Below are 23246 nucleotides of genomic sequence, written 5' to 3'. Positions count from 1 at the left end.
CTTATTCTGTAGACATGGACCCGTTTGTCATCGAACGCGTACGCACCGTGATGGACGCGGCGGCGATGACCAAGGCCGCGTTCGCCCGGTCGGTTGGGCTCACGCCCGACAAGCTGTCGAAGTCGCTGAGCGGCGTGCGCCGCTTCACCTCGCTCGACCTGGCGCTGATCGCCGAGGCGGGCGGCACGACCGTGGACTGGCTGCTGACCGGCACCGAGCCGCTGCGCCCCGCGCTCGCGGCCCGTACGCGCGGCGACACCGCCGCCGACCCGGTGGGGGCGCAGGAGGTCGCGGCGCGGTTCGCCGCCGCCTACGAGGTGCTGGAACTGCTCGGCCGTGCCGCGCAGTTGCCGCCCGTACCCGAGGTGGACGCGACGGCGGACCGGTACGCGGCGCAGGGCGAACGGCTGGCGGCCGGGGTGCTGGAGCTGCTGCCGGCGGCGGAGCTGGGCACGGACGAGCTGATCGCGGCGATGGAGGACCGCTTCGGCGTGGACGTCGCCCTCACGGCCCTTCCCCAGGGTGTGGACGGCCTGGCGTGGCAGGCCGACTCCTTCCGCCTGGTCCTCCTCGCGCCCACCGACCTGTGGACACGGCAGCGCTTCACCCTGGCCCACGAGCTCTGCCACATCCTCGCCAAGGACGCGCGGAGCGTGGTCGTGGAGTCCCGGGTCGCCCCCGGCAGGCAGAAGGACCTGGCCGAGGTGAGGGCCAACGTCTTCGCCTCGCATCTGCTGATGCCCGCGCGGGAGTTGACGCGGGCCGCGGCGAAGGAGGCGGCCGGGGGCGGGCTTTCGGACGCCGGCTTCCAGCGCCTGGTCGTCCGCTTCCGGGTCTCGCCGAGCGCGCTCGCGGCCCGGCTGCACCAGCTGGGGCTCGTCGACGCCGCCCACCGCAAGCGGCTGCGCGCCCTCACCACGGAGGCCTGCCACCTGCTCGCCGGAGCCGGTGACGCCTACCAGAAGCAGGCCTCGCGGGCCTCGGCGGAGCGTTTCCCGCCCCGTGTCGCCTCGGAGTTGTACAAGGCCTACCTGGCGGGGGAGACGACCCTGCGCCCGCTCGCCGCGCTTCTGGACACGGACGTGGAGCGGCTGCACGATCTCCTCGCGCCCGAACCGCCCCCGGGCAACGGCGTCGAGCAGCAGGACGCGGAAGAAGGGGATCCGGTCTTCCAGCCATGACCACGTGGTGGTTCCCCGACAACACCGTCCTGTGCAACTTCGCGGCCGTCGACCGGCTGCTCCTGCTGGAGAAGGTGCTGGACGGCCGCGGCCGCTGGACCCAGGCCGTGGCCTGGGAGGCCGCCCGCTCCGCGCGCTTCCTGCCGCGGCTGGCCGGTCTGGGGGAGGCCGGATGGCTCGGCGAGCCCGTGGAGATCACCGACGGCGCCGAGTTGCGGGAGGTCGACCGGTTGCGCCGGGCCGTCTTCGGCGGCTCGTCCCACCAGCCCACCAAGCACCTCGGCGAGGCCGAGACATGTGTGCTGATCACCCGCCGCCGCGAGTTCCGGGGCGCGGTCTGGATTACCGACGACCGCTCGGCCCGCGACTTCGCGCGCCGGCGCGGCATCACCACCAAGGAGACCTTCGACCTGATGCGTCAGGCCTGCGCCGAGGGGTTCGTGCCCGCGGCGGAGGGCCACCGCCTGCTGGAGGCGATGGTCGCCTCGGGGCGTCATCTGCACCACGTCTCGCGCGGCCCCGCCGACCTGCTCCCCTAGGCCGTGCCGCCCCATGAGCGGCCGCCGCTCACTCCGGCCGCTTGGGCCGCCACACCACCAGCGCTGAGGTCTGCTGGACGTCCTGGTAGGGCACCAGGTCGCGCCGGTACGAGGCGTGGACGGCGGCCTCGCGCTGCTGCATGGCCACCGCCGCGCCCTCGAGTGCCGCGGAGAGCTCGGCGACCCGCGACTGCAGGGCCGCCACCTGGTTCTCCAGTTCGATGATGCGCTTGATGCCGGCCAGGTTGATGCCCTCGTCCTGGGAGAGGCGCTGGACCTCGCGCAGGAGTTCGATGTCACGAGCGGAGTAACGGCGGCCCCGCCCGGCCGTACGGTCGGGCGAGACCAGGCCGAGACGGTCGTACTGGCGCAGCGTCTGCGGGTGCAGCCCCGAGAGCTGGGCCGCCACCGAGATGACGTAGACGGGGGATTCGTCAGTCAGCTCGTACGGGTTGCGACCCCGCCCACCACGCATGCCGCCGCTCGTGTTCATCGGGTCAGACTCCCTTCGCGGCCTGGAACAGCTCTGCCCGCGGGTCGGTGTCCGCGGTCGCCTCCCGGTACGCCTCAAGGGCGTCCAGCGCCTTGCCCTCGGTGGCCGCCGGGACGGCGACCTCGATCGAGACCAGCAGGTCCCCGCGGGTGCCGTCCTTGCGGACCGCGCCCTTGCCGCGGGCCCGCAGCGTACGCCCGTTGGGTGTGCCCGGGGGCAGCTTCAGGGTCACGGGGGGACCGCCGAGCGTCGGGACCTTGATCTCCCCGCCCAGCGCCGCCTCCACGAAGGTGACGGGCACGGTGACGGTGAGGTTGTCGGCCTTGCGGCCGAACACCGGGTGCGCGTCGACGTGCACGGTGACGTAGAGGTCGCCGGCCGGGCCCCCGCGCTCACCCGGCGCGCCCTTGCCGCGCAGCCGGATGCGCTGCCCGTCGGTGACGCCGGCCGGGATGCGCACCTGCATGGTGCGCGCCGAACGGGCCCGGCCGCTGCCGTTGCAGACCTCGCAGGGGTCCTGCGCGATCAGGCCGCGGCCCTTGCAGTCGGTGCACGGGTCGGTGAGCGAGAAGCTGCCGCTGCCGCCGCGCGAGACCTGGCCGGTGCCGACGCAGGTCGGGCACACCCTGGGCGTGCCGTTCTTGTCGCCGGTGCCGGAACAGGCCTTGCAGGGGGCCTGGCTGGTCATCTTCAGCGGAACGGTGGCGCCGTCCACGGCCTCGGTGAACTTCAGCGTCACCTCGGTCTCGATGTCCTGGCCGCGCCGCGGCTGGGTACGGGTGGTGGCGCCGCCGCGGTTGAACAACCCGCCGAACACGTCCCCGAGGCCGCCGCCGAAGCCGCCGCCCTGGGGGGCCGTGCCACCGGGGGCACCGCCGAAGAGGTCACCGAGGTCGAAGCCGAACCCGCCCGCGCCGGCCGGGCCGGCGCGGAAGCCGCCGTTGCCGAAGAGGGCGCGGCCCTCGTCGTACTCCTTGCGGCGCTTGGCGTCCGACAGGACGTCGTTGGCCTCGGAGATCTCCTTGAAGCGCTCCTCGGCCTTGGCGTCGCCCTTGTTGGCGTCCGGGTGGAACTCGCGGGCGAGCTTCCGGTACGCCTTCTTGATCTCCGCCTCGGTGGCGTCCTTCGGGACGCCGAGGACCTTGTAGAGATCCTTCTCGAACAAATCCCTGCTGATGCTCATCCCCGGCGTCCCTCCTTCCTCACATGACCTACGTCAGCCCTGTTCGGGGCCACCGTTCTCCTCGTCCGCCGTGTCATCGTCCTTCTGCGGGCCCTGCGTGCCGGGCTGGGGCTCGGCGACGGCCACCCGCGCGGGGCGGATGGTGCGTTCACCGATGCGATACCCGGGCTGCAGGATCTGCACGCAGGTGGTCTGCGTGACATCCGGCGAATAACTGTGCATCAGGGCCTCGTGCACCAGCGGGTCGAAGGGCTCGCCCTCCTTGCCGAACTGCTGCAGGCCCAGCTTCGCGGCCACCGTCTCCAGCGACTCGCCGACCGACTTGAAGCCGCCGACCAGCTCCTTGTGGTCCCGGGCGCGACCGATGTCGTCGAGCACCGGGAGCAACTCGGTGAGCAGGTTCGCGACCGCGATCTCGCGGACCGCGATGCGGTCCCGCTCCACCCGGCGGCGGTAGTTCTGGTACTCCGCCTGGAGCCGCTGGAGGTCCGCCGTGCGCTCACCGAGCGCCGTCCGCACCTGGTCCAGTTGCGCCTGCAGAGCGACGTTGACGTTCGCGTCCCCGGCCGGGCCCGCCGGGCCCGCCTGGTCGGCGGGTCCGGCGCCGGGCCCCGCCTCGCCGGGGGACTCCCCCGGCGAGGTGGAACCGGCCTCGGCAGAGGGGACGACAGGCTCCTCCTCGAAGCCCGGGGTCTCCTCCGTCACGCGGCACCGTCCTTCTTGTCCTCGTCGACGATCTCGGCGTCGACGACGTCGTCGTCGGCCTGGGCCCCGCCCTCGGCACCGGCGGCACCGGTCGCGCCGCCCTCGGCCTGGGCGTTGGCGTACAGCGCCTGGCCCAGCTTCTGCGAGGTGGCGGCGACCTTCTCGGTCGCCTCGCGGATGGCGGCGGAGTCCTCGCCCTTCAGCTTCTCCTTCAGGTCCGCGACGGCCGCCTCGACCTCGGTCTTGACGTCACCGGGGACCTTCTCCTCGTTGTCCTTGAGGAACTTCTCGGTCTGGTAGACGAGCTGCTCGGCCTGGTTGCGGGTCTCGGCGGACTCGCGGCGCTTGTGGTCCTCCTCCGCGTACTGCTCGGCCTCGCGCATCATGCGGTCGATGTCGTCCTTCGGCAGCGCCGAGCCACCGGTGACCGTCATGCGCTGCTCCTTGCCGGTACCGAGGTCCTTGGCGGAGACGTGCATGATGCCGTTGGCGTCGATGTCGAAGGCGACCTCGATCTGCGGGATGCCGCGCGGGGCCGGCGGGAGACCGGTCAGCTCGAACATGCCGAGCTTCTTGTTGTACGCCGCGATCTCGCGCTCGCCCTGGTAGACCTGGATCTGCACCGACGGCTGGTTGTCCTCGGCCGTGGTGAAGATCTCCGAGCGCTTGGTCGGGATCGTGGTGTTGCGCTCGATCAGCTTGGTCATGATGCCGCCCTTGGTCTCGATGCCGAGGGACAGCGGGGTCACGTCGAGGAGCAGGACGTCCTTGACCTCGCCCTTGAGCACACCGGCCTGGAGCGCGGCACCGATGGCGACGACCTCGTCCGGGTTGACGCCCTTGTTGGCGTCCTGACCGCCGGTCAGCTCCTTGACGAGCTCGGCGACGGCGGGCATACGGGTCGAGCCGCCGACGAGGACCACGTGGTCGATCTCGGAGAGCTGGATGCCCGCGTCCTTGATCACGTTGTGGAACGGGATCTTGCAGCGCTCCAGCAGGTCCGTGGACAGCTGCTGGAACTGGGCGCGGGTGAGCTTCTCGTCCAGGTGCAGCGGGCCCTCGGCGGACGCCGTGATGTAGGGCAGGTTGATCGAGGTCTCGGTGGACGAGGACAGCTCGATCTTCGCCTTCTCGGCGGCCTCGCGCAGACGCTGCAGCGCCATCTTGTCCTTCGACAGGTCCACGCCGTGACCCGAGGCGAACTGCTTCACCAGGTAGTCGACGATGCGCTGGTCCCAGTCGTCACCACCGAGGTGGTTGTCGCCGTTGGTGGCCTTCACCTCGACGACGCCGTCGCCGATCTCCAGCAGCGAGACGTCGAAGGTGCCGCCACCGAGGTCGAAGACGAGGATGGTCTGGTCGTCCTTGTCCAGGCCGTACGCCAGGGCGGCGGCCGTGGGCTCGTTGACGATGCGCAGGACGTTCAGACCCGCGATCTCGCCGGCCTCCTTGGTGGCCTGGCGCTCCGAGTCGTTGAAGTACGCCGGGACGGTGATGACCGCGTCGGTCACCTTCTCGCCCAGGTACGCCTCGGCGTCCCGCTTCAGCTTCTGCAGGATGAAGGCGCTCATCTGCTGCGGGTTGAAGTCCTTGCCGTCCAGGTTGATCTTCCAGTCGGTGCCCATGTGGCGCTTGACCGACCGGACGGTCCTGTCGACGTTGGTGACGGCCTGGCGCTTGGCGACCTCGCCGACGAGCACCTCGCCGTTCTTGGCGAAGGCGACGACGGACGGCGTGGTCCTGGCGCCCTCGGCGTTGGTGATGACGGTGGGCTCGCCGCCTTCGAGAACGCTGACGACGGAGTTAGTCGTGCCCAGGTCGATGCCGACCGCACGTGCCATGGTGGAATCCTCCAGCTGCCTACTTGAGTGGAACTGGCTCAAGGGTGCCCCACACCTCCGTTCCTGTCAACAGACCTGAGTCGTGGCGACTCAACTTATGGGCCACCCCTCCGCGCACGGGCGGCCACGGCGAGCGACCGCGGGGTCCCGCCGCACGCCTCCGCGGGCCCCGGAGGCCCCACAGCCCCGGCGGGGCCGAGGAGAGGCGCCCCTCAGCGACACAGATCACCGGCGGCGCGGCTGCGCAGGCACGCCGATACTGGGTAGTCTCAGGAGAACCGCATAAGTTACTGCTTAGTATTCAGCCGGGCACAGCCCCGAGCCTCCCCTCTCGCAGGTCCGAGGAGCCCCGAAATGCAACTCGCCGCGATCATCGTGTCGCTGGTACTCGCCGTGGTCGGCGTTGCGCTGTTCAGCCGCGCCATCGCCCAGATCCACCGGTTCGTACGCCTCGGCCAGGACGTCCCCGCGGGCACCCGCACGGACGACTGGCGGGCGCGCACCGTCACGGTGGTCCGGGAGTTCCTCGGCCACACCCGTATGAACCGCTGGGGCGTGGTCGGCGTCGCGCACTGGTTCGTCGCCGTCGGCTTCTTCTCGCTCGTGCTCACCCTGGTGAACGCCTTCGGCCAGCTCTTCGAGGCCGAGTGGGTGCTGCCGGTCATCGGCCACTGGCTGCCGTACGAGGTGTTCGTCGAGTTCATCGGCCTGATGACCACGCTCGGCATCCTCACGCTGATCACGATCCGCCAGCTGTCCCGGCCGGGCCGGGCCGGCCGCAAGTCCCGCTTCGCGGGCTCCAACACCGGCCAGGCCTACTTCGTCGAGTCCGTCATCCTCATCATCGGCCTCGCGATCATGACCCTGCGCGGCCTGGAGGGCGCCCTGGCGGGGGTGCACGGCTACGAGGCCGCCTACTTCGCGTCCTACCCGCTGGTCGCGGCCTTCAAGGGGCTGAGCGTCGGCACGCTGCAGAACCTGGTCTACCTGACCGCGATGATCAAGATCGGGACGTCCTTCGTCTGGATGATCGTGGTCTCGCTCAGGACCGACATGGGCGTCGCCTGGCACCGCTTCCTGGCCTTCCCCAACATCTGGTTCAAGCGGAACGCCGACGGCGCCGTGGCGCTCGGCGCCCTGCTGCCGATGGCCTCCGGCGGCAAGCCGATCGACTTCGAGGACCCGGGCGAGGACGACGTCTTCGGCGTCAGCCAGGTGGAGCAGTTCTCCTGGAAGGGCATCCTCGACTTCTCCACCTGCACCGAGTGCGGCCGCTGCCAGTCGCAGTGCCCCGCCTGGAACACCGGCAAGCCGCTCTCCCCGAAGCTGCTGATCATGTCGCTGCGCGACCACGCGCACGCCAAGGCGCCCTACCTGCTCGCCGGCGGCGGCAAGACCGCGGAGGGCGAGGAGAAGGCGGGCGAGGAGCAGCTCGCCGGCGTCCCCGCAGCCGCCCTCGCCGAGGCCGAGCGCCCGCTGATCGGCACCGCCGAGGAGAACGGTGTCATCGACCCGGACGTCCTGTGGTCCTGCACCACCTGCGGCGCCTGCGTCGAGCAGTGCCCGGTGGACATCGAGCACATCGACCACATCGTCGACATGCGCCGCTACCAGGTCATGATCGAGTCCTCGTTCCCGTCCGAGGCGGGCACGATGCTCAAGAACCTGGAGAAGAAGGGCAACCCCTGGGGCCTGCCCAAGAAGCAGCGGCTCGCCTGGGTCAAGGAGGTCGAGTTCGAGGTCCCCGTCGTCGGCGAGGACATCGAGGACCTCACCGAGGTGGAGTACCTGTACTGGGTCGGCTGCGCCGGCTCCCTGGAGGACCGCGCCAAGAAGACCACCAAGGCCTTCGCCGAGCTGCTCCACATCGCGGGCGTCAAGTTCGCCATCATGGGCGGCGAGGAGAACTGCACCGGTGACTCCGCCCGCCGCCTGGGCAACGAGTTCCTCTTCCAGCAGCTCGGCGCCGAGAACGTGGCCATGCTGAACATGGCCTTCGGCGAGGACGACGAGGACGAGAGCACCAGGAAGCCCAAGGCGCAGAAGAAGATCGTCGCCACCTGCCCGCACTGCTTCAACACCCTGGCGAACGAGTACCCGCAGCTCGGCGGCGAGTACGAGGTGATCCACCACACCCAACTGCTGCAGCACCTGGTCGACGAGGGCAAGCTCGTCCCCGTCACCCCGGTCGAGGGCATCATCACCTACCACGACCCCTGCTACCTGGGCCGCCACAACAAGGTCTACACGCCTCCGCGCGAGATCATCGCCAGGGTGCCGGGCCTGCGGAACGAGGAGATGCACCGCCACAAGGAGCGCGGCTTCTGCTGCGGCGCCGGCGGCGCCCGCATGTGGATGGAGGAGCGGATCGGCAAGCGCATCAACAACGAGCGCGTCGACGAGGCGCTGTCCCTCGACCCGGACATCGTCTCCACCGCGTGCCCGTTCTGCCTGGTGATGCTCTCCGACTCCGTCAACGGCCGGAAGAACGAGGGCAAGGCCAAGGAGTCGCTCCAGGTCGTCGACGTCTCCCAGCTGCTGCTGGACTCCGTGAGGACCCCGCTCGACCCCGACGGCGAGCCGGAGACGGCGGACGAGCCGCAGCCGGAGCCCGCGAAGTAGCACCTCTCGCGGACGCACGTGGGAACGCCGGTGGGCGCGTACGGATCCCGTACGCGCCCACCGGCGTTCGTGTGCTCCTCCCGCTCCCCGGCGTCCTCAGCCGCCGATGCCGGACTGCCGCAGCAGCGCCGCGAAGGAGACCGGGTCGAACAGCTTCTGCAGGTCGGCCTGGGACACCGCCTTACCGTCGATCTTCACGTAAGGGGTGCCCGTGGCACCGCTCTTGACGAAGGCGTCCTCGGACGCGGTCACGAAGTCCGCGTGGGACTGCTCGCGCACCGCGGAGTCGAAGGCCGCCCCGCGCAACCCCTTCACCTTTCCGGCGAGTTCCAGCAGGTACGCGTCGGTGAAACCGTCCACCTGCTCCTGCGGCTGGTTGGCGTAGAGCAGCTCGTGGTATGTCGCGAAGGCGCCGGTGCCCGCCTCCACGGACGCGCGCAGGGCGCCCGCGGCCTTCTTGGAACCGCTGCCCTTGAGGTTCTCGTCCAGGAACGAGGCCAGGGTGTACTGCAGCCTGACCTCACCGGTCTTCGCCAGCGCCGCCAACTGGGGCCCGGCGGACGCCTCGAACGCCTTGCAGATCGGGCAGCGCGGGTCCTCGTAGATGTGGACGGTCCTCGGCGCCGCCGGGTCGCCCACCGTGATCGTCGTCCCGTCCGACTCCAGGCGCGCGGGCAGCGCGGCCAGCACCGCGGGGTCCGCCTTCACCGGCACGTCGCCCACGGCGGAGGACGAGGCGGGGGAACTCGCGGCCGCCGGAGCGTCCGGGGAACCGGAGTCGGTGGTCAGCAGCCCGCAGCCCGTCACCGCCAGGGCCACCAGCCCCGCGACCGCCGCGGCCCGCGCTGAGGTGCGCGCGGTCCCGCGCGCGGCATTCCGTACGGCCCTGACAACCATCGGCACTTCCCGTCCCTTCGATCCGCTACGCCCCGAACGGTAGGGCTTCGCGGGCCCACATGCCCAACCGCGCACCGGCCGTCCGGCGCCCCCACCCGAGGCCGTTCACCCCGGGTGCACCCGGACACAACCTTCCGGCCACCCGGGGTGTCACACAGTCACCAGTTCCTCACCCGATGGGAGCCGCCGTGCGTGTCCGCGTCCTCGCCCTTGCCCTCACCGCGACGGCGGCCTGTCTCGCCCTGCCCTCACAGACCGCCGTGGCGGCGTCACCCGCCAAGCCGTACGACTTCAACGGCGACGGCCACCCCGACCTCGCGATCGGCGTGCCGGACGGCACCGCGGCCGGCAAGAAGGCCGCCGGGTACATCGCCGTGATCCCCGGCTCCGCGAACGGCCCCCGCACCTCGGCCCGCACCACCGTCAGCCAGTCCACCGCGGGCATCCCCGGCTCCTCCGAGACCGGCGACCGCTTCGGGGCCCGGCTGACCAGCGGCGACCTCGACAGGAACGGCTACGCGGACCTGATCGTCGTCGCGCCCGGCGAGGACCTGTCCGCCCTGGAGGACACCGGCCGCATCACCGTCCTGTGGGGGAGCGCCTCCGGCTTCACCCGCGGCACGATCCTGCCCGGGTCGGTCGCCTACAAGGGCACGGGCTTCGCCGGCCTCGCCGCGGCCGACGTCGACGGCGACGGGAACCTCGACATCGTCACCGGCAACAGGGGGGACGAGAGCGGCGGCCTCTCCGTGGCCCTCGGCCCGTTCGCCCCCGGCCGGGCACCGGCCGCGCTCACCACCGTCACCGACGACGGCATCCCCCACTTCGTCCAGCGCATACGCCTCGCGGCGGGCGACATCGACGGCGACGGCCGCACGGACGTGGCCGTGGCGTACAACGGCCTCGAAGGCGGCGGCACCGCCTACCTGCGCGGCACCCCGGCCGGTCTGGTCCGGGCACCGTCCTGGTACGGCGAGACCACGGGCGAGTCCCTGGCGGTCGGCGACTTCGACGGGGACGGCCGCGCGGACCTCGCCGTCGGCCTCGCGGCCTTCGGCACCCATGACACCGAGGAGCCGTGGGTGCCCGAGCACCCGCTGCCCACCCGTACCGGCGGCATCGTCCGCGTCCTGTACGGCAGTGCCCAGGGCCCCGCCGCCACACGGCTCCCGGTCGACCTCGACCAGAACACGGCGGGCGTGCCCGGCAGCGACGAGGCCGGCGACCGCTTCGGCCTGACCCTGGCGGCGGCGGACCTCACCGGCGACGGCCGCGCGGACCTCGCGGTCGGCGTGCCCGGCGAGGACGTCGGAGCCGTGGTCGACGCGGGCAGCGTGACCGTGCTGCTCGGCTCCCCTTCCGGCCTGACCACGGCCGGTTCCCGGGCCGTCCACCAGGACACCGCAGGGGTGGCCGGGGGCGGCGAGCGCGGCGACGGCTTCGGCGGCGCCACCGGCTGCGGGCTCCTCCTGCGCGACCTGAACCGCGACGGACGCGCCGACCTCACCGTCGCCGCCACCGGCGAGGACGCGGCCAGCGGCCGGGTGTGGACCCTGCGCGGCACCCCCACCGGGATCACCACCACGGGTTCGGCCGCCTTCTCTGCGGCCAGCCTCGGGCTGCCCGGCCCGACCGGCGGCCTGGCCTTCGGATCGACGCTCTGCCCCTGAGGTGCCGCCGTCCGGCGGACGCTGAATCTGTCACAGCTTGGCAGCAAAGCCCCTCCCGGGGCGGGGGGCACCGTCCTCCGCCCCCGGGACCGGGTACGTTCGAAGCGTGGCTGGATTCAGGAACGGACGCGGACGGGACGGGGACGTGCAGCACCCGCATCAGCAGTACGGCGGCAACCCGCAGCAGAACACCTCGCCGGGCGGGCAGCAGCCCCACCACGGCTTCGCGCCGGCCGCCGAGGGCGAGCCCGAGTACTTCGGCTCCGCGGCGTCGACGCCGACGTACGACGACAACCCCGGGCACACCCGCGCCTTCTCCATCGGCGACGCGCCCGACGCCTACGACCCCTACGAACCGCAGTCCCCGCAGCCGGACCAGGTGTCCACCTACCGCGCGGGCCACACCACGGCGCCCCCGGCCGGCCCCCGGCTCCGCTGGAAGCCGCTGCTGAGCGGGATCGTCTTGCGCCCGTCCGCCACCTTCTGGCAGATGCGCGACTACCAGGTGTGGGGCCCCGCCCTCATCGTCACCTTCCTCTACGGGCTGCTCGCCGTCTTCGGCTTCGACAGCGCCCGCGAGGACGTACTCGACGCCACGCTCTCCAACAGCGTCCCGTGGGTGGTGTGCACGGCCATCGCCGTCATCCTCTGCGGCCTGATGCTCGGCGCCGTCACCAACGCCCTCGCCCGCCAGCTCGGCGGCGACGGAGCCTGGGCGCCCACCGTCGGCATGGCGATGCTCATCACCTCGCTGACGGACGCCCCGCGACTGGCCTTCGCCGTCTTCCTGGGCAGCGCCAACAGCTTCGTCCAGTTCCTCGGCTGGGCCACCTGGCTCGGCTGCGCGGCCCTGCTGACCTCCATGGTCTCCAAGTCCCACGACCTGCCCTGGCCCAAGGCTCTGGGCGCGGCGTCGATCCAGCTGATCGCGCTGCTGGTGCTCTTCAAGCTGCCGGTGATCTGAGGCCGCCCGCCGCGCCCCTCCGGCGCGCGCGAGACGGACCACAGGTAAGGGGCGCCACTCCTGGAGTGGCGCCCCTTACCTGTGCGCCGGTGGCGAGCCTCCCGTGCCAAGAGCCCCACTGACCGACGAGGGGGCGGGCCTTGGCGGAGCGGCCTGAGCGGGGGACGGCCGTCGGAGAGGTTCTCACCGGCGCGCGCCCGGGCCTGACCCGTGAAGTGAGCAGGTGGGGCGCGGTCGCCGCCCTGATGAAGAGGCGGGACGGTGTGGGATGTGGCCTGCTGTACGAGGTGAGTGATTCTTCTGCTGCGGAGGGTGCACGTCGATGGAACCGGAGCTGTTCGTTCGTCGCCGCGACCAGCGTGCAGGGGCGGGCCGGACCCGCCGTCTGCTGCTGCCTCTGCTGGCCTTGGCGACCGCGGGATTCTTCACGACCGCCGGCCGCCCACCCGCTGTGGTTCCCGTCGCCTACCAGCAGACCCCCATACCCGGCACCCCGACCTGTGCCGTGCCCGCCACGATCGTCGGGACGAACCGCGACGACAACCTCGTGGGCACTGCGGGCAACGATGTGATCGTTGTCCTGCGCGGGAACGACCACGTGGACGGCCTCGGCGGCAACGACCTCATCTGCGGCGACGGCGGCAACGACATCCTCTCCGGCAGTACCGGAAGTGACATCGTCTTCGGCGGCGACGGCCGCGACAGCCTCGACGGCAGCGTGGGTAACGACACGCTCAACGGCGGGAAAGGCAACGACGCCCTCTCCGGTGGCGACGGCAACGACACCCTCGACGGCGAGGCCGGAGACGACAGTCTCTACGGCGGCGCCAACAGCGACGACCTCAACGGTGGCGACGGCGACGACGCCCTCAACGGCAGCGCCGGTATCGACGGCCTCGACGGCGGCGCCGGTGACGACAGCCTTTATGGCGGTGCCGGCGACGACATCCTGCGCGGCGGCGTCGGCGGCGCCGTTCTCCACAGCGCCGACGCCCACGACGGTGCCCGCGCCGGGAATGACGACCTCTTCGGCGGCGACGGCGACGACCGCCTCTTCGGCGGCGACGGCGACGACCGCCTCTTCGGCGGCGACGGGAACGACGGGCTCTTCGGCAACCCGGGCAACGACGCCCTCAACGGCGAGGCCGGCGACGACGACCTCTTCGGAGGCGAAGCCAATGACTCCCTCAACGGCGGTACCGGCTCCAACATCAATAACGGGGGAGCCGGCACCAACACCTGCACCAACCCCGCCACCGGGCCCGGCTGTCCGGTATGACGGCCGCCCCGCAAGCCGCCTGGTGGTACCGGGCAACGGGCCGTTCCCGGCCCGGGGAATCAGGTCCGGTGCCGGTGCCCATGGCCCTTGCCGCCACCGGTCAGGCGTCGAAGACCTGACCCTCACGACGGACGACGGGGCCGTCGACGCTCCAGGGGAAGTTGATCCACTCGTCGGTGCGCTTCCAGACGTAGTCGCACTTCACGAGCGAGTGCGACTTCTCGTAGATCACCGCGCTGCGCACCTCGGCGACGTGTTCCGCGCAGAAGTCCCGGACGAGCTTGAGCGTCTTGCCCGTGTCGGCCACGTCGTCCGCGATCAGGACCTTCTTGTCCGAGAAGTCGATCACGTTCGGCACCGGGGCAAGCATCACCGGCATGTCCAGAGTCGTCCCGACCCCGGTGTAGAACTCCACGTTCACGAGGTGGATGTTCTTGCAGTCCAGCGCGTAGGCGAGACCGCCCGCCACGAACACCCCGCCGCGGGCGATCGAGAGCACGATGTCCGGCGCGAATCCGTCGTCGGCGATCGTCCGCGCCAGATCCCGCACCGCCTGCCCGAAGGCCTCGTACGTCAGGCTCTCCCGCGCCGGCCCGCCCATGCGCTCAGACCTGCGTCCGGTGGAAGTTCAGGTAGGAACGTGACGGCGTCGGCCCCCGCTGCCCCTGGTACCGCGAGCCGTACTTGTCCGAGCCGTACGGGAACTCCGCCGCCGAGGTGAGGCGGAAGAGGCACAGCTGTCCGATCTTCATGCCCGGCCAGAGCTTGATCGGCAGCGTGGCGACGTTCGACAGCTCCAGCGTCACGTGGCCGGAGAAACCGGGGTCGATGAAGCCCGCGGTCGAGTGCGTCAGCAGCCCCAGCCGGCCGAGGCTCGACTTGCCCTCCAGACGCGAGGCGATGTCGTCCGGAAGGGAGATCACCTCGTACGTCGAGGCCAGCACGAACTCCCCGGGGTGGAGGATGAACGCGTCGTCCTTCTCCGGCTCCACCAGCCGCGTCAGGTCCGGCTGCTCGACGGCCGGGTCGATGTGCGGGTACCGGTGGTTCTCGAACACCCGGAAGAAGCGGTCCAGCCGGACGTCGATGCTCGACGGCTGCACCATCGACGGCTCGTACGGGTCGATCCTGACCCGTCCGTTGTCGATCTCGGTCCGGATGTCCTTGTCAGAGAGAAGCACGCAAGCAGGTTACGCGGGGACGGGGCTCCGGGCCGAATCGAGCCGACCCGGCCCGAAGCCCCCACGTCACGTCCGACCTGCGCGTCCGGACGTCCGCTGCTACTTCCCGATGTCAGCCGCCACGGGGACGGCGCTGCGCAGCCGCGCACACCGCGGACACCTGATCAACCGCCCTGGGCCGAGTCTTCCGGCGCCCAGGTTCTGCATCGGGAACGTAGCGGTGCTGAAAACGTGCCCTTCGGCACAACGAACGACGGTGCGATCCATCGCTCCCCTTCTCCCCGGTACCTCAACGACGAAAGCCACATTAGGGGATGAACCCACCCCCGCCTCACGCGGCACTCCGCCCTCTCGGGCACCTCGGGTCCCCCTCACCGTACGCCCCCCGCGCCTCCCGGCGCACACCTTTCCGAAGCAACACGAAGGCCCCGGGCAGCATGCGTCCGGGGCCTGGCATGGGGTACAGTGTGCGAGGTCAGAAGCCTCAACAGGCGTCTTACGCGGGTGTAGTTTAATGGTAGAACATGAGCTTCCCAAGCTCAGAGCGCGGGTTCGATTCCCGTCACCCGCTCCAGCAGAAAGCCCCAGGCGAACCGCCCGGGGCTTCTTTGTTGTCCAGACCTCCTCATCCCTCCCGTGCCCGTTGCGTGCCCGATGTGCCGTCGTCGTGCTCGACGTGCGGTCAGCCCTCTCAAGGGCATCAGCAAGGCAGCTCCAGCCCAAAGCCGCTCCGCCGACCTCACTCGATTTCGGACCACGGCCCACTGGTCTCAGTCTTCGGGATCGACAGCAACGGTTGGCTTGCACGGCGGCACTCCTCCGCCCCCTCTTGACACGGTCCACCGGCGCCGGCGCACCCTGCGATCCCGTCCCAAAGAAGCGCCGCCACAGCCGTCCCGCTCTTCATCGTCGCGCCCATACGGTCCATGTCGAAGTCACCGCTGTGGAGCGGTCCGTAGGAGGCAAGTTGGGACCATCAACCGTCGGCGCGGGCCGACGCCGTACCGCAGACTGCCCGATTCGCGGCCAGCTGGGGTTCCCCTGGCTGTGCGGGGGAACCCCACGGGCGCCCTGGTTGCTGATCGAGATGTGCATCGCGGTCGCCTGGCATCGTCCGGCCCGCTTCAGGCGTGACACTCCCGCAGTGGCTTTCGGAGTGTCAGAAGACAGCGATGTTCTTGACGCTGGGCCAGGTTCCCATCGTCTTACGACGAGGAGCGAAGGGTGCCCGCCAGTCGCCCGTGCTCGTGTACACGTAGGCGAGGCCGGCGCCGTAGGCGACGAGGTCGGCGCGGCCGTCGCGGTTGGCGTCACCGACCGAGACGAGGTGGCTGTAGGCGTTCCAGCCGCTGCCGATCCTGGTCCGGGCCGCAAAAGTGCCGTCGCCCTTGCCCAGGTAGAGCCAGAGAACGCCGCCCTTGTCGCGGGCGACGAGGTCACCGGCGCTCGCTCCGGCGATGTTGCCGACGGCGGTGATCCCGTTGTAGGTGCCCCAGCCACCGCCGATCTTCTTGCGCGGGGAGAACGGCGCGCTGATGTTGCCGGTGCCCGTGTAGAGCCACAGAACCCCGGCGTTGTCGGTGGCGAGCAGGTCGGGCTTGCCGTCGGCGTTGAGGTCACTCCCCCCGGTGATCTTGTTGTAGATCTGCCAGCCGGGTCCGACCTTCTTGCGCGGTGCGAAGGGTGTGTCGCGAGTGCCGGTGCCCTCGTAGATCCAGAGGCCGCCCGTCTTGTCCCGGGCCACGATGTCGGCGTGCGAGGTGCCGCCCAGGTTTCCGGGGGCCGTGAACCTGTCGTAGATCTGCCAGCCCGGTCCGACGGCCGAGACCGACGGCCACTGGTACCAATTGATGTCGAGGAAGAAGGCGCTGTCGTGGCGGTTGAGGCGGCCCGTGGGGTCGACGACGAGCAGGTCTGGAGAGCCGTTGTCGCTGAAGTCGTGGGGTGCCTGCTTGCGGACGACGGTGAAGGCCCCGGAGGCCTCCGCCACGGGACCGATGCCGTTGAGCGGCGTCGCCTTGATGCGCCAGGTGTAAGCGCCGTTGTAGGCGGCCGCGAAGTTCCCCGTCTCACCCGACACCGGATTGAATCGGCCGTCCCATGGAACCTTTATGGTCTCGGCACCGGACTCCCAGGACTCCTGGACGGCCCTCGTCGCCGTCCACCGCCGCTGAGAGGCTGTGTGGGTCAGCTCGATCTCCAGTCGCGTAGTGGGGCGGCTGACCGTCGTGTCCAGGGAGATGACGCCGCGATCGCGGTCGAGGTCGATCACGTTGGGAATGGTGTGCTTCAGAATGGTGACCTTGGTCGGCTCGCCGGTGCTCGCGACCATGGTGGCGGCCGGTATCCCGTCGGAACCGAGGGATATCCGGTACAGGCCTTCGCCCTGCGCCACGGTGCCACCTTGTGCAACGAGCGAACCATCAGCCGCGGCCATGCCACCGAAGAGAGTGTCGTCCAACAGCTTGACCGTGGCACCGGTCTTCAAGGAGCGCGCGGTCAACGCGTAGAGCGGGTCGGCGTGTGCAGCCGTGCGGCCCCCCGACTGCGCGTACAGAACCCAGTCGCCAAGCAGGTCGACCCTGAGGAGACCGTTGCCTCCCAGCCCGATGCGCTCGGGCTCGCCCTCGCCGCGTGGAGCGACAACGACGGTCCGGCCAGCCTCACGACTGTACTCATTCCAAGCCATGCGCGTTGCCGATGCGGAAACGGACACCACAGGCTCGTCGTTGCGGGTCTCACGCGTCTCGATCACGGTTCCCGTGGCGACATCCACCAGGGCAAGGCGGCTCGTGGTGGCTGTGGGGACGGTGTAGCGGACGAGCAGCGTGCCCGCTGGAGCGTCGATGCCGGCGGTTTTGAAGGTGGCATTCGCCGGCAAACCCGTCACCTTTCGGTCCCGCAGCGTGCCGTCCGTTGTGTCGACGAAATGTAGATCGGTCCCGCCGGCTGTGTTGGGGGCCGTCATGACGAGCGTGGCGCCGACGAACCGGCGCAGGCTGTAGCTGCTGTTCAGGGCACTCCGGTCGATCCGTACAGGGGCGGTGCCACCGGTCATGTCCTTGAGGATGTAGGCGTCCCCTTGGTCCACAAGAATGAGGTCCGAGGACGAGCCCCAGGTCTTGCCGTTCATGTCGGTCGTTGCGCCGTCCGCAAATCGCGTCCATGTCCACCGAGGGTTGCTGCCCTGAACCACGGTGAGGAAGCCGGTCATGCCGACGCCGAGCACCTCGCCATCAGGCGGCATGGCAATCGAGGTCTGCTCGGAGGTCACGGCAGCGGCCCGGGCACCGTCGGTGGTCGTGCCGGAAGCTGCCGCGGCCATGGGCGGAGCAAGTAGTACGGAAGCCGAAGTGCCGGCCGTGATGGCGAGTACGGTCATGGCAGCCGCCGTCAGCCGACGACGGGCCCCCGGACGTGCGTGAATCAAAGTCTGTTCCCTCCCACAGCCACCAGCGCAACACGCGCCGCTGCTGTGAGACATTCGCCCGGTCCGCAAAGTTGTACCAACCGCTTGCAAATCGGCGGAGGCTCTCGCCCATGGCGGCTCCGTAAGTTGGTGGGTGACCCAGGGGGCGAGTGTGGCTGATGGCAGCTTGTCCTTGGTGACTCGGCTGGAGTGGCCGCCTGCCCCTTCGGGGCACCGCCCATAGGTCGCGTCGATGGTCAGGGATCGCTTCAAGTAGCGACGGTGAAGAGGACAGCGCGGCCGGCGTCGGCTGTTACGCGATAAAAGTCTCGCATCTCGACGAAGCTACCCCAGGTGTATTGGAAGTCCTCTTCGTCCCCTCGGCCTTTGTAGTCGCCGAGATCGAGCGCGAAAAACCGTTCGCGTACCCAAGCCTCGTTGAGCAGCATCAGCGCTGCGGAGACCTCCCGACCTCGTCGGCCGCAACGAGCGTGATGATGTAGTCGTCACCGTCGTACAGCGGTCGTCCGCCCAGGATTGCATGCGACAGCGGGTAGTCCCCGGCACTGAACCTGAGAGACCCGTCAGTCAGGCAACGGTGTAGGGCGTCCCATGCTTTGTCGGTGTCGGCCAGCCATGGCCTCTGCCACTCCTCCTCGATCTCCTCGATCTGCTCCATCGTCTCGTCGGCACCAGCACGCTCTAGCAATAGCTGCCCCAGCGCGAAATTCCCGGTGACTCCCAAGCTCAGAGCGCGCGTTCGATTCCCGTCACCCGCTCCAGCAGAAAGCCCCAGGCACGTAGCCCGGGCTCCGGCCCGCGGGGGTCCCCGCAAGGTGGCCCGCATGACAAGCTGTACTTCCCACTGCCCGAGTCCAGGAGGTCACCATGACTGCAGCGTCTCCATCGCAAGAAGGTTCCGAGCCGGCTAACGCCGAGAGCCCTGCCCTGGCGCCTGACGAGGACGGCCAGTATGACCTGAAGGCCAAGTTTCGGGAGGCCCTGGCGCGCAAACGCGGCATGCAGGCGGAAGCCACGGCCCTCGCTGCGAACACCGACGCGTCGAAGGTCCGCGGCGCGCACGGCCCGACTACCGGCCAGCGCTCGTTCCGACGCAAGAGCGGCGGCTGAGAGGTCGTTCTCGGTGGCGTTACACGGCCTTCAGCCACTGGATGCTCACCGGGCCGCCCACCACCTGGCCGTGAGCCACTGCGGCACCGGTATCGACCTGTCAGCGTTCGGTGACGAGGTCAGCATCACGGTGCCCTACTGGCACGTCGGCGACGGTGCTGCAACGGTGCTCGGCAAGCTCTTTGCTCTCTCCACGATCGTGGAGAAGGAGACCGGCCTGACTGCCTCCCTCTGTGAGCGGATGGATGAGTGCGCGATAACGGTCGAATGCCTCGCGAGCCTCGCCAGCACGTGATCTTGCTCATCGACCCGCTCAACCAGTTCACCCATGAGCCACACCATGGCAGTGGGTGAGGATCTGAGACCGGCAGACCTAAGGATCGAGCCGACCACGTACGGGTTCGCTCAATGGTGGCGAAGTCGGCTCGAGCGCGCCGAGCGGAAACTCGGGACCTGCCAGGGTGAGGACCATGCGGTACTGCGAGCGCCATGAGATGCACAACTGCGCGGACTGCGGTCCACGCCCACCCCTCAGCGGTGGACCCACCGACGAATGGGATGGCTGGCCGGCGGCCTCGATCATCATCCACGCCAGCGGCAAGGCCCACCTTCCCGGTTGCACGCACATCGTTCCGGCCGACATCCGGCCACCCGTCTACGGCTGGGTGCCCGCCCCGTCCCCGGGGGCATGGCGCCGTCTCGCGCCCTCCAGCCCGCTCCACGCCACCCAAGGCAACGTCGAGCGGGTGGCGGTGAGCCGCTGCCAGAGCTGCGACGCGGCCCAGTAGCCCGGCCGCGTCGCCACCGTCGTCGGCAGGGACGCACTCGCCCGGTCAGTGCGTGAAGGGGCCGCTGAGCGTGGTGTACGACAGCTTGAGCGAGATCACGGAGTACGCCTTCGAGCCGGTGCCGGTGGTCCCGGACGCCGAACCCTTCAGCATGTGGACCAGGCCCTGCCGGGGGTTGTCCAGCCACTCGTTCGTGTCCACCATGAGGTCGGCACGACCGTCCCGGGTGTAGTCGGTGAGCTTGAGGTTCAGTCCGAAGGAGTCGTCGTTCTCCACGGCGCCCGCGACACCGGAGGTGCTCTGGCTGTACGCCTTGGCGCCGCTGCCGGACAGACCCCCCGCACGGCCGAGCAACACCGTGACCATGCCGGCCCGGCGCTTGCCCGAAAGAGCCTCGCCGGGGGCTCCGATGGCGAGGTCCGCGTATCCGTCACCGTTGACGTCGCCGGCGGAGACGGCGGCGCCGAAGAAGTCCTCGTTCTCGGAAGCGCCGGGTACGCCCGCCGTGTCCTGAGTGAACTTCACCGGCTTGCGCGCCGTGTTCGGCCCGACAGGCCCGCCGTACTGGACCGTGACGTAGCCCCGTTCCCGGTCCGGCTGCTCGTTACCGCGGCCGATGGCCAGGTCGCCGTAGCCGTCCTTGTCGAAGTCGCCGACGGTGGTCACGGGGCCGCTGCCGATCTGGTGGCCGCCGTCGTCGGGCACGCGCGTCTCGCCCGCGCGCCGGGTGAAGTCGCTGCCTCCGCGGTGGAAGTAGGCCCGCAGGTCAAGGTCGTCGTCACCTTGGAGGTCACGGCCGAGGATGTACAGGTCGGTGGCGGCGTCGGCGGTGACCCGGCCTGCCGCCAGCTGGGAGGCGTCCAGATAGCCGTAGCCGTCGCCGAGGGACTGCCAGCCGGCGCGGCCGCCGGCCCGGGTGAAGGGGCCCTTGAGCAGGACGACACCGGCCCGGCTGCCGCTGACAGCGGCGAGGTCCTGGTCACCGTCGCCGTCGAAGTCGCCGGCCACGACGTCCCGCCCGAATCCGTCGCCCTGACCCGGGTTCACCGACGCGATGGGCGAGTGGAAGACGGTGCCGGAACCGAGACCCTTGGCACCGCCCCAGACGACGGTCAGCCCGCCTCGGTCCCGGATGTCGCCGACGTCCTCGCCCGGTGAGGCGACGACCAGGTCGGCGTAGCCGTCGCGGTCGAGGTCGGCGCTGGTGGCGGCGAATCCCCATTCGTCGTCCTTCTCCACCGCGCCGGGTATGCCGGGCGAGTCCTGATGGATGGTCTGGACTCGCGTGCCGGGGCCGGTCGACGTGCCGTAGACGACGGTGACCCTGCCGTCCTTGCCATGCGTACCGCCGAGCATGACGAAGTCGCGGTAGCCGTCGCCATTGAAGTCGTCGGCCAGCCTGGCGGGAGCCGCGACCGCCGAAGGGGCGATGAGAAGCGAGCTGCAGACCGCCGCCGCGAGCGCCGCGGCGGTGGCAAGGGCAGTACGGGTGGCGCGCATGGCTCTCCGGTGTCCGATGGCGGGCGGTGACGCTTGAACCGCGATCTTTGACCCGTCGGGATACCTGATGGTTGTACGCCGATGACGGGCGGTGTCGCGGTACGGCGGCGTCAGCCGTGCGGAGGGCTGTGGCGGCCTTCGAGGGTCGCCCGCTCGCGTCGCCGGGAGGGCGCCGGTGTGGCGGAGGGCCGTCCCGCAATAGGCCAGGACCTGATGCGGGTCCGTTTCCCATTGGAAAGCCCTGAGCTCCCGCCGAAGGGCCTGGGTAGGCTGCCCGCCATGAGAGAGCTCGGACCTGTCGCCTGGCCGCCTGCCCCGATCAGGACCGAACGGCTCGTGCTCCGTGAGCCCGGGGCCCGGGACCGTGCGGCGGTGATCGAGTTGCTGGCCTCGCCGGAGGTGGGCACCTACATCGGCGGTGCACGACCGCGGGACGAACTCGAGCGCACGGTGCCCGAGGTGCCCGGACGGCGTCCCGGCTTCTTCGTGGTCGATCTCGACGGGGCGCTGATCGGCACGATCACGCTCGACCGGCGCGACGCGGAGCGTCCGGGTCGTGTCCTGCCGGGTGCCGGGGAGGCCGAACTCGGCTACCTGTTCCTGCCGGAGGCGTGGGGGTACGGGTACGCCGCCGAGGCCTGCGCAGCGGCACTCGACTGGTTCACCGGCGCGTTTCCGGGCGAGCCGGTGGTGCTCTGCACCCAAACCGCCAACAGCCGCTCGGTACGCCTCGCGGAGAAGCTGGGGTTCACCGAGGTGGAGCGGTTCGAGGAGTTCGGAGCCGAGCAGTGGTTCGGCGTACGGTCCTCGGACGTGCCTTCGGCTTGAGCCCGTACTCGGCGGTCGGTGGATCAACGCGGACCGCATCGTCGGAGGCTGCCCTCCGTGTTTATGACGGGCATCCGGTTGCCCTCTGCAGCAGGGACGGCACGACCCCGGGTGGCACTGGGAGCGCCGCCCGGGGTCGTGCCGTCTCATCGCGGACCGAGGCCGTCACCTCAGACGACGCGCTTGCGGCCCCAGAGGAAGACGAAGGCCGTGACAGCGGCGGCCAGGGCGAACAGGATCGAGGCGCCGAGCCACTGCATGCCGCTCATCTGGGAGATGGGGAGGTAGTCCACCGCCCAGCCCACGATGCCCTTCTGCTGCCGGCAGGCCTCGACGGCCTTCTCGGATCCGGCGTGCACGCAGGTGCTCCAGCCCAGGGTCTCCCCGGACGACGTGACGAACGACTGATCGATCTCGTAGGCGGCGGTGGGGAGGCTCGGGGCGCCGCCGTCGACGCCCGAGTCGGTGGTGATCCTCACGACGTGGCCCAGGTCGAGCCGGTACTGGCCCCAGGCCACCTGGACGGCGACCGCGAAGAAGAAGGTCACGACCATCGAGAGCAGGGTGCGGCGCAGGACCATGCCGATCGCGACGCCGCCCAGGACGGTGAAGAGCGCGAGCGCGACGGGCACGGGCCCGGTGTTGTCGAACCCGCCGGAGGTCCAGTCCAGGACGGTGTTCTGCCTGCTGACCGGTGCCCACCACCGGCCGAAGGTGAACGAGACGGCGACCGTGCAGACCACGACCACCAGGGCGGTGATGCCGATCTTGGCGGCGAGCCAGCGGGCGGGGCTCGCGGCCTGGGTGGTGACGAGCTTGGCCGTGCCGCTCTCCAGGTCACCGGCGAGCAGCGGGGCGCCGAGGAAGACCCCGAGGAGGACGGGGACGAAACCGAGCCCGAGGCTGGCCTTCGCGAGCGCGGCGCTGTACGGGGTGATGTCCTCCATCCATGTGTCGGGGGAGGAGTGCGGCCAGCCCTTTGCGGTGAGGTGGTCGAGCAGGCCGGCGCGCTGGTAGAGCATCCACGCCACGGCG

At 70.2% G+C, this 23246-nt stretch carries 22 protein-coding genes and 1 tRNA gene; 11 read left to right on the top strand and 12 right to left on the bottom strand.

Annotated elements, in window-relative coordinates:
- The first annotated feature begins 14 nt into the window (after window positions 1–14).
- A complete protein-coding gene (locus PV342_RS16460; RefSeq protein WP_449706189.1) occupies window positions 15–1181 on the top strand; it encodes an ImmA/IrrE family metallo-endopeptidase in 1167 nt (388 codons plus the stop codon).
- Window positions 1178–1720 (top strand): PIN domain-containing protein, encoded by a 543-nt coding sequence (locus tag PV342_RS16455; RefSeq protein WP_386987681.1) that lies wholly within the window; start codon window positions 1178–1180, stop codon window positions 1718–1720. The genes PV342_RS16460 and PV342_RS16455 overlap by 4 nt, the downstream gene beginning before the upstream one ends.
- Window positions 1721–1748: 28 nt before the next feature.
- On the opposite strand, the gene PV342_RS16450 is transcribed toward PV342_RS16455, so the two are convergent.
- From PV342_RS16450 to dnaK, 4 genes are read right to left on the bottom strand one after another with little or no spacing between them, the layout of a single operon-like run.
- On the bottom strand, window positions 1749–2213 hold the full coding sequence (locus PV342_RS16450; RefSeq protein ID WP_018558354.1) for a heat shock protein transcriptional repressor HspR: 465 nt from the start codon (window positions 2211–2213) through the stop codon (window positions 1749–1751).
- Window positions 2214–2217: 4 nt separating this feature from the next.
- A complete protein-coding gene (gene dnaJ, locus PV342_RS16445) occupies window positions 2218–3396 on the bottom strand; it encodes a molecular chaperone DnaJ (protein ID WP_026250853.1) in 1179 nt (392 codons plus the stop codon).
- A 33-nt stretch (window positions 3397–3429) separates the two neighbouring features.
- A complete protein-coding gene (grpE, locus tag PV342_RS16440; RefSeq protein ID WP_018558352.1) occupies window positions 3430–4101 on the bottom strand; it encodes a nucleotide exchange factor GrpE in 672 nt (223 codons plus the stop codon).
- On the bottom strand, window positions 4098–5942 hold the full coding sequence (gene dnaK, locus PV342_RS16435) for a molecular chaperone DnaK (RefSeq protein ID WP_018558351.1): 1845 nt from the start codon (window positions 5940–5942) through the stop codon (window positions 4098–4100). Before dnaK ends, grpE begins: the two co-directional genes overlap by 4 nt.
- Window positions 5943–6296: 354 nt before the next feature.
- Here dnaK and PV342_RS16430 point away from each other — a divergent pair, with 354 nt between their 5' ends.
- The gene (locus PV342_RS16430; protein WP_500317636.1) at window positions 6297–8564 is read left to right on the top strand and encodes a (Fe-S)-binding protein; all 2268 of its coding nucleotides are present in this window, start codon (window positions 6297–6299) and stop codon (window positions 8562–8564) included.
- A gap of 96 nt (window positions 8565–8660) precedes the next feature.
- Here the strand turns inward: PV342_RS16430 and PV342_RS16425 are convergent, their stop codons facing one another.
- On the bottom strand, window positions 8661–9461 hold the full coding sequence (locus tag PV342_RS16425; protein WP_500317764.1) for a thioredoxin domain-containing protein: 801 nt from the start codon (window positions 9459–9461) through the stop codon (window positions 8661–8663).
- A 188-nt stretch (window positions 9462–9649) separates the two neighbouring features.
- On the opposite strand from PV342_RS16425, the gene PV342_RS16420 reads away from it, so the two are divergent.
- The 3 genes from PV342_RS16420 (at window position 9650) to PV342_RS16410 (ending at window position 13374) form a co-directional block, all read left to right on the top strand.
- Entirely contained in the window at window positions 9650–11131 is a 1482-nt protein-coding gene (locus tag PV342_RS16420; RefSeq protein ID WP_400805218.1) for an FG-GAP and VCBS repeat-containing protein, read from the top strand.
- 106 nt (window positions 11132–11237) lie between these two features.
- Complete coding sequence (locus tag PV342_RS16415) at window positions 11238–12095, top strand: Yip1 family protein (protein WP_500317634.1); 858 nt, start codon at window positions 11238–11240, stop codon at window positions 12093–12095.
- Window positions 12096–12417: 322 nt separating this feature from the next.
- Window positions 12418–13374 carry a calcium-binding protein gene (locus PV342_RS16410; RefSeq protein ID WP_500317632.1) on the top strand — a complete coding sequence of 319 codons (957 nt, stop codon included), beginning with the start codon at window positions 12418–12420 and terminating at the stop codon, window positions 13372–13374.
- 100 nt (window positions 13375–13474) lie between these two features.
- Here PV342_RS16410 and PV342_RS16405 read toward each other — a convergent pair whose 3' ends face one another.
- Window positions 13475–13975 (bottom strand): phosphoribosyltransferase, encoded by a 501-nt coding sequence (locus PV342_RS16405; RefSeq protein WP_500317630.1) that lies wholly within the window; start codon window positions 13973–13975, stop codon window positions 13475–13477.
- A 4-nt stretch (window positions 13976–13979) separates the two neighbouring features.
- Window positions 13980–14555 (bottom strand): dCTP deaminase, encoded by a 576-nt coding sequence (gene dcd, locus PV342_RS16400; RefSeq protein ID WP_018558345.1) that lies wholly within the window; start codon window positions 14553–14555, stop codon window positions 13980–13982.
- A 500-nt stretch (window positions 14556–15055) separates the two neighbouring features.
- Between dcd and PV342_RS16395 the strand changes: the two genes are divergently transcribed.
- Window positions 15056–15129: transfer RNA gene (locus tag PV342_RS16395), tRNA-Gly, on the top strand.
- 585 nt (window positions 15130–15714) lie between these two features.
- Here the strand turns inward: PV342_RS16395 and PV342_RS16390 are convergent.
- The 3 genes from PV342_RS16390 to PV342_RS16380 all read right to left on the bottom strand — a co-directional run bounded on the left by PV342_RS16390 (window position 15715) and on the right by PV342_RS16380 (window position 18643).
- Window positions 15715–17937, bottom strand: a complete 2223-nt coding sequence (locus PV342_RS16390) for an FG-GAP repeat domain-containing protein (RefSeq protein ID WP_500317628.1) — start codon at window positions 17935–17937, stop codon at window positions 15715–15717.
- A 296-nt stretch (window positions 17938–18233) separates the two neighbouring features.
- Window positions 18234–18413 (bottom strand): DUF1877 family protein, encoded by a 180-nt coding sequence (locus tag PV342_RS16385; protein ID WP_500317626.1) that lies wholly within the window; start codon window positions 18411–18413, stop codon window positions 18234–18236.
- Complete coding sequence (locus PV342_RS16380; RefSeq protein ID WP_500317624.1) at window positions 18413–18643, bottom strand: DUF1877 family protein; 231 nt, start codon at window positions 18641–18643, stop codon at window positions 18413–18415. Before PV342_RS16380 ends, PV342_RS16385 begins: the two co-directional genes overlap by 1 nt.
- A gap of 209 nt (window positions 18644–18852) precedes the next feature.
- On the opposite strand from PV342_RS16380, the gene PV342_RS16375 reads away from it, so the two are divergent.
- From PV342_RS16375 to PV342_RS16365, 3 genes are all read left to right on the top strand, one after another.
- A complete protein-coding gene (locus PV342_RS16375; protein WP_500317623.1) occupies window positions 18853–19095 on the top strand; it encodes a DUF5302 domain-containing protein in 243 nt (80 codons plus the stop codon).
- A gap of 70 nt (window positions 19096–19165) precedes the next feature.
- Entirely contained in the window at window positions 19166–19390 is a 225-nt protein-coding gene (locus tag PV342_RS16370; RefSeq protein ID WP_500317621.1) for a hypothetical protein, read from the top strand.
- 175 nt (window positions 19391–19565) lie between these two features.
- Complete coding sequence (locus PV342_RS16365; protein WP_386987642.1) at window positions 19566–19883, top strand: hypothetical protein; 318 nt, start codon at window positions 19566–19568, stop codon at window positions 19881–19883.
- Window positions 19884–19928: 45 nt separating this feature from the next.
- Here PV342_RS16365 and PV342_RS16360 read toward each other — a convergent pair whose 3' ends face one another.
- Window positions 19929–21383 (bottom strand): FG-GAP and VCBS repeat-containing protein, encoded by a 1455-nt coding sequence (locus PV342_RS16360; protein WP_500317619.1) that lies wholly within the window; start codon window positions 21381–21383, stop codon window positions 19929–19931.
- A gap of 279 nt (window positions 21384–21662) precedes the next feature.
- Between PV342_RS16360 and PV342_RS16355 the strand changes: the two genes are divergently transcribed.
- Window positions 21663–22211, top strand: coding sequence for a GNAT family N-acetyltransferase (locus PV342_RS16355; RefSeq protein WP_400805195.1), 549 nt, complete (start codon window positions 21663–21665; stop codon window positions 22209–22211).
- Between the two features lie 170 nt (window positions 22212–22381).
- Here PV342_RS16355 and PV342_RS16350 read toward each other — a convergent pair.
- On the bottom strand, window positions 22382–23246 hold an 865-nt coding region (locus tag PV342_RS16350; protein ID WP_500317618.1), incomplete at its 5' end, for an ABC-2 membrane transporter-related protein.

The organism is Streptomyces sp. PA03-3a (genome assembly GCF_033792735.1).
GTDB lineage: Bacteria > Actinomycetota > Actinomycetes > Streptomycetales > Streptomycetaceae > Actinacidiphila.
The sequence above is the reverse complement of the archived record's forward strand: the minus strand, read 5'-3'. Positions and strand labels throughout refer to the sequence as shown.

What these genes read in the sequence shown, in the direction of transcription:
- PV342_RS16460 (WP_449706189.1), top strand. Translation starts at nt 15, where the DNA reads ATGGACCCGTTTGTCATCGAACGCGTACGCACCGTGATGGACGCGGCG.
- PV342_RS16455 (WP_386987681.1), top strand. Translation starts at nt 1,178, where the DNA reads ATGACCACGTGGTGGTTCCCCGACAACACCGTCCTGTGCAACTTCGCG.
- PV342_RS16450 (WP_018558354.1), bottom strand. Translation starts at nt 2,213, where the DNA reads ATGAACACGAGCGGCGGCATGCGTGGTGGGCGGGGTCGCAACCCGTAC.
- dnaJ (WP_026250853.1), bottom strand. Translation starts at nt 3,396, where the DNA reads ATGAGCATCAGCAGGGATTTGTTCGAGAAGGATCTCTACAAGGTCCTC.
- dnaK (WP_018558351.1), bottom strand. Translation starts at nt 5,942, where the DNA reads ATGGCACGTGCGGTCGGCATCGACCTGGGCACGACTAACTCCGTCGTC.
- PV342_RS16430 (WP_500317636.1), top strand. Translation starts at nt 6,297, where the DNA reads ATGCAACTCGCCGCGATCATCGTGTCGCTGGTACTCGCCGTGGTCGGC.
- PV342_RS16425 (WP_500317764.1), bottom strand. Translation starts at nt 9,461, where the DNA reads ATGGTTGTCAGGGCCGTACGGAATGCCGCGCGCGGGACCGCGCGCACC.
- PV342_RS16410 (WP_500317632.1), top strand. Translation starts at nt 12,418, where the DNA reads ATGGAACCGGAGCTGTTCGTTCGTCGCCGCGACCAGCGTGCAGGGGCG.
- PV342_RS16405 (WP_500317630.1), bottom strand. Translation starts at nt 13,975, where the DNA reads ATGGGCGGGCCGGCGCGGGAGAGCCTGACGTACGAGGCCTTCGGGCAG.
- PV342_RS16390 (WP_500317628.1), bottom strand. Translation starts at nt 17,937, where the DNA reads ATGACCGTACTCGCCATCACGGCCGGCACTTCGGCTTCCGTACTACTT.
- PV342_RS16385 (WP_500317626.1), bottom strand. Translation starts at nt 18,413, where the DNA reads ATGCTGCTCAACGAGGCTTGGGTACGCGAACGGTTTTTCGCGCTCGAT.
- PV342_RS16380 (WP_500317624.1), bottom strand. Translation starts at nt 18,643, where the DNA reads ATGGAGCAGATCGAGGAGATCGAGGAGGAGTGGCAGAGGCCATGGCTG.
- PV342_RS16375 (WP_500317623.1), top strand. Translation starts at nt 18,853, where the DNA reads ATGACTGCAGCGTCTCCATCGCAAGAAGGTTCCGAGCCGGCTAACGCC.
- PV342_RS16365 (WP_386987642.1), top strand. Translation starts at nt 19,566, where the DNA reads ATGCGGTACTGCGAGCGCCATGAGATGCACAACTGCGCGGACTGCGGT.
- PV342_RS16360 (WP_500317619.1), bottom strand. Translation starts at nt 21,383, where the DNA reads ATGCGCGCCACCCGTACTGCCCTTGCCACCGCCGCGGCGCTCGCGGCG.
- PV342_RS16355 (WP_400805195.1), top strand. Translation starts at nt 21,663, where the DNA reads ATGAGAGAGCTCGGACCTGTCGCCTGGCCGCCTGCCCCGATCAGGACC.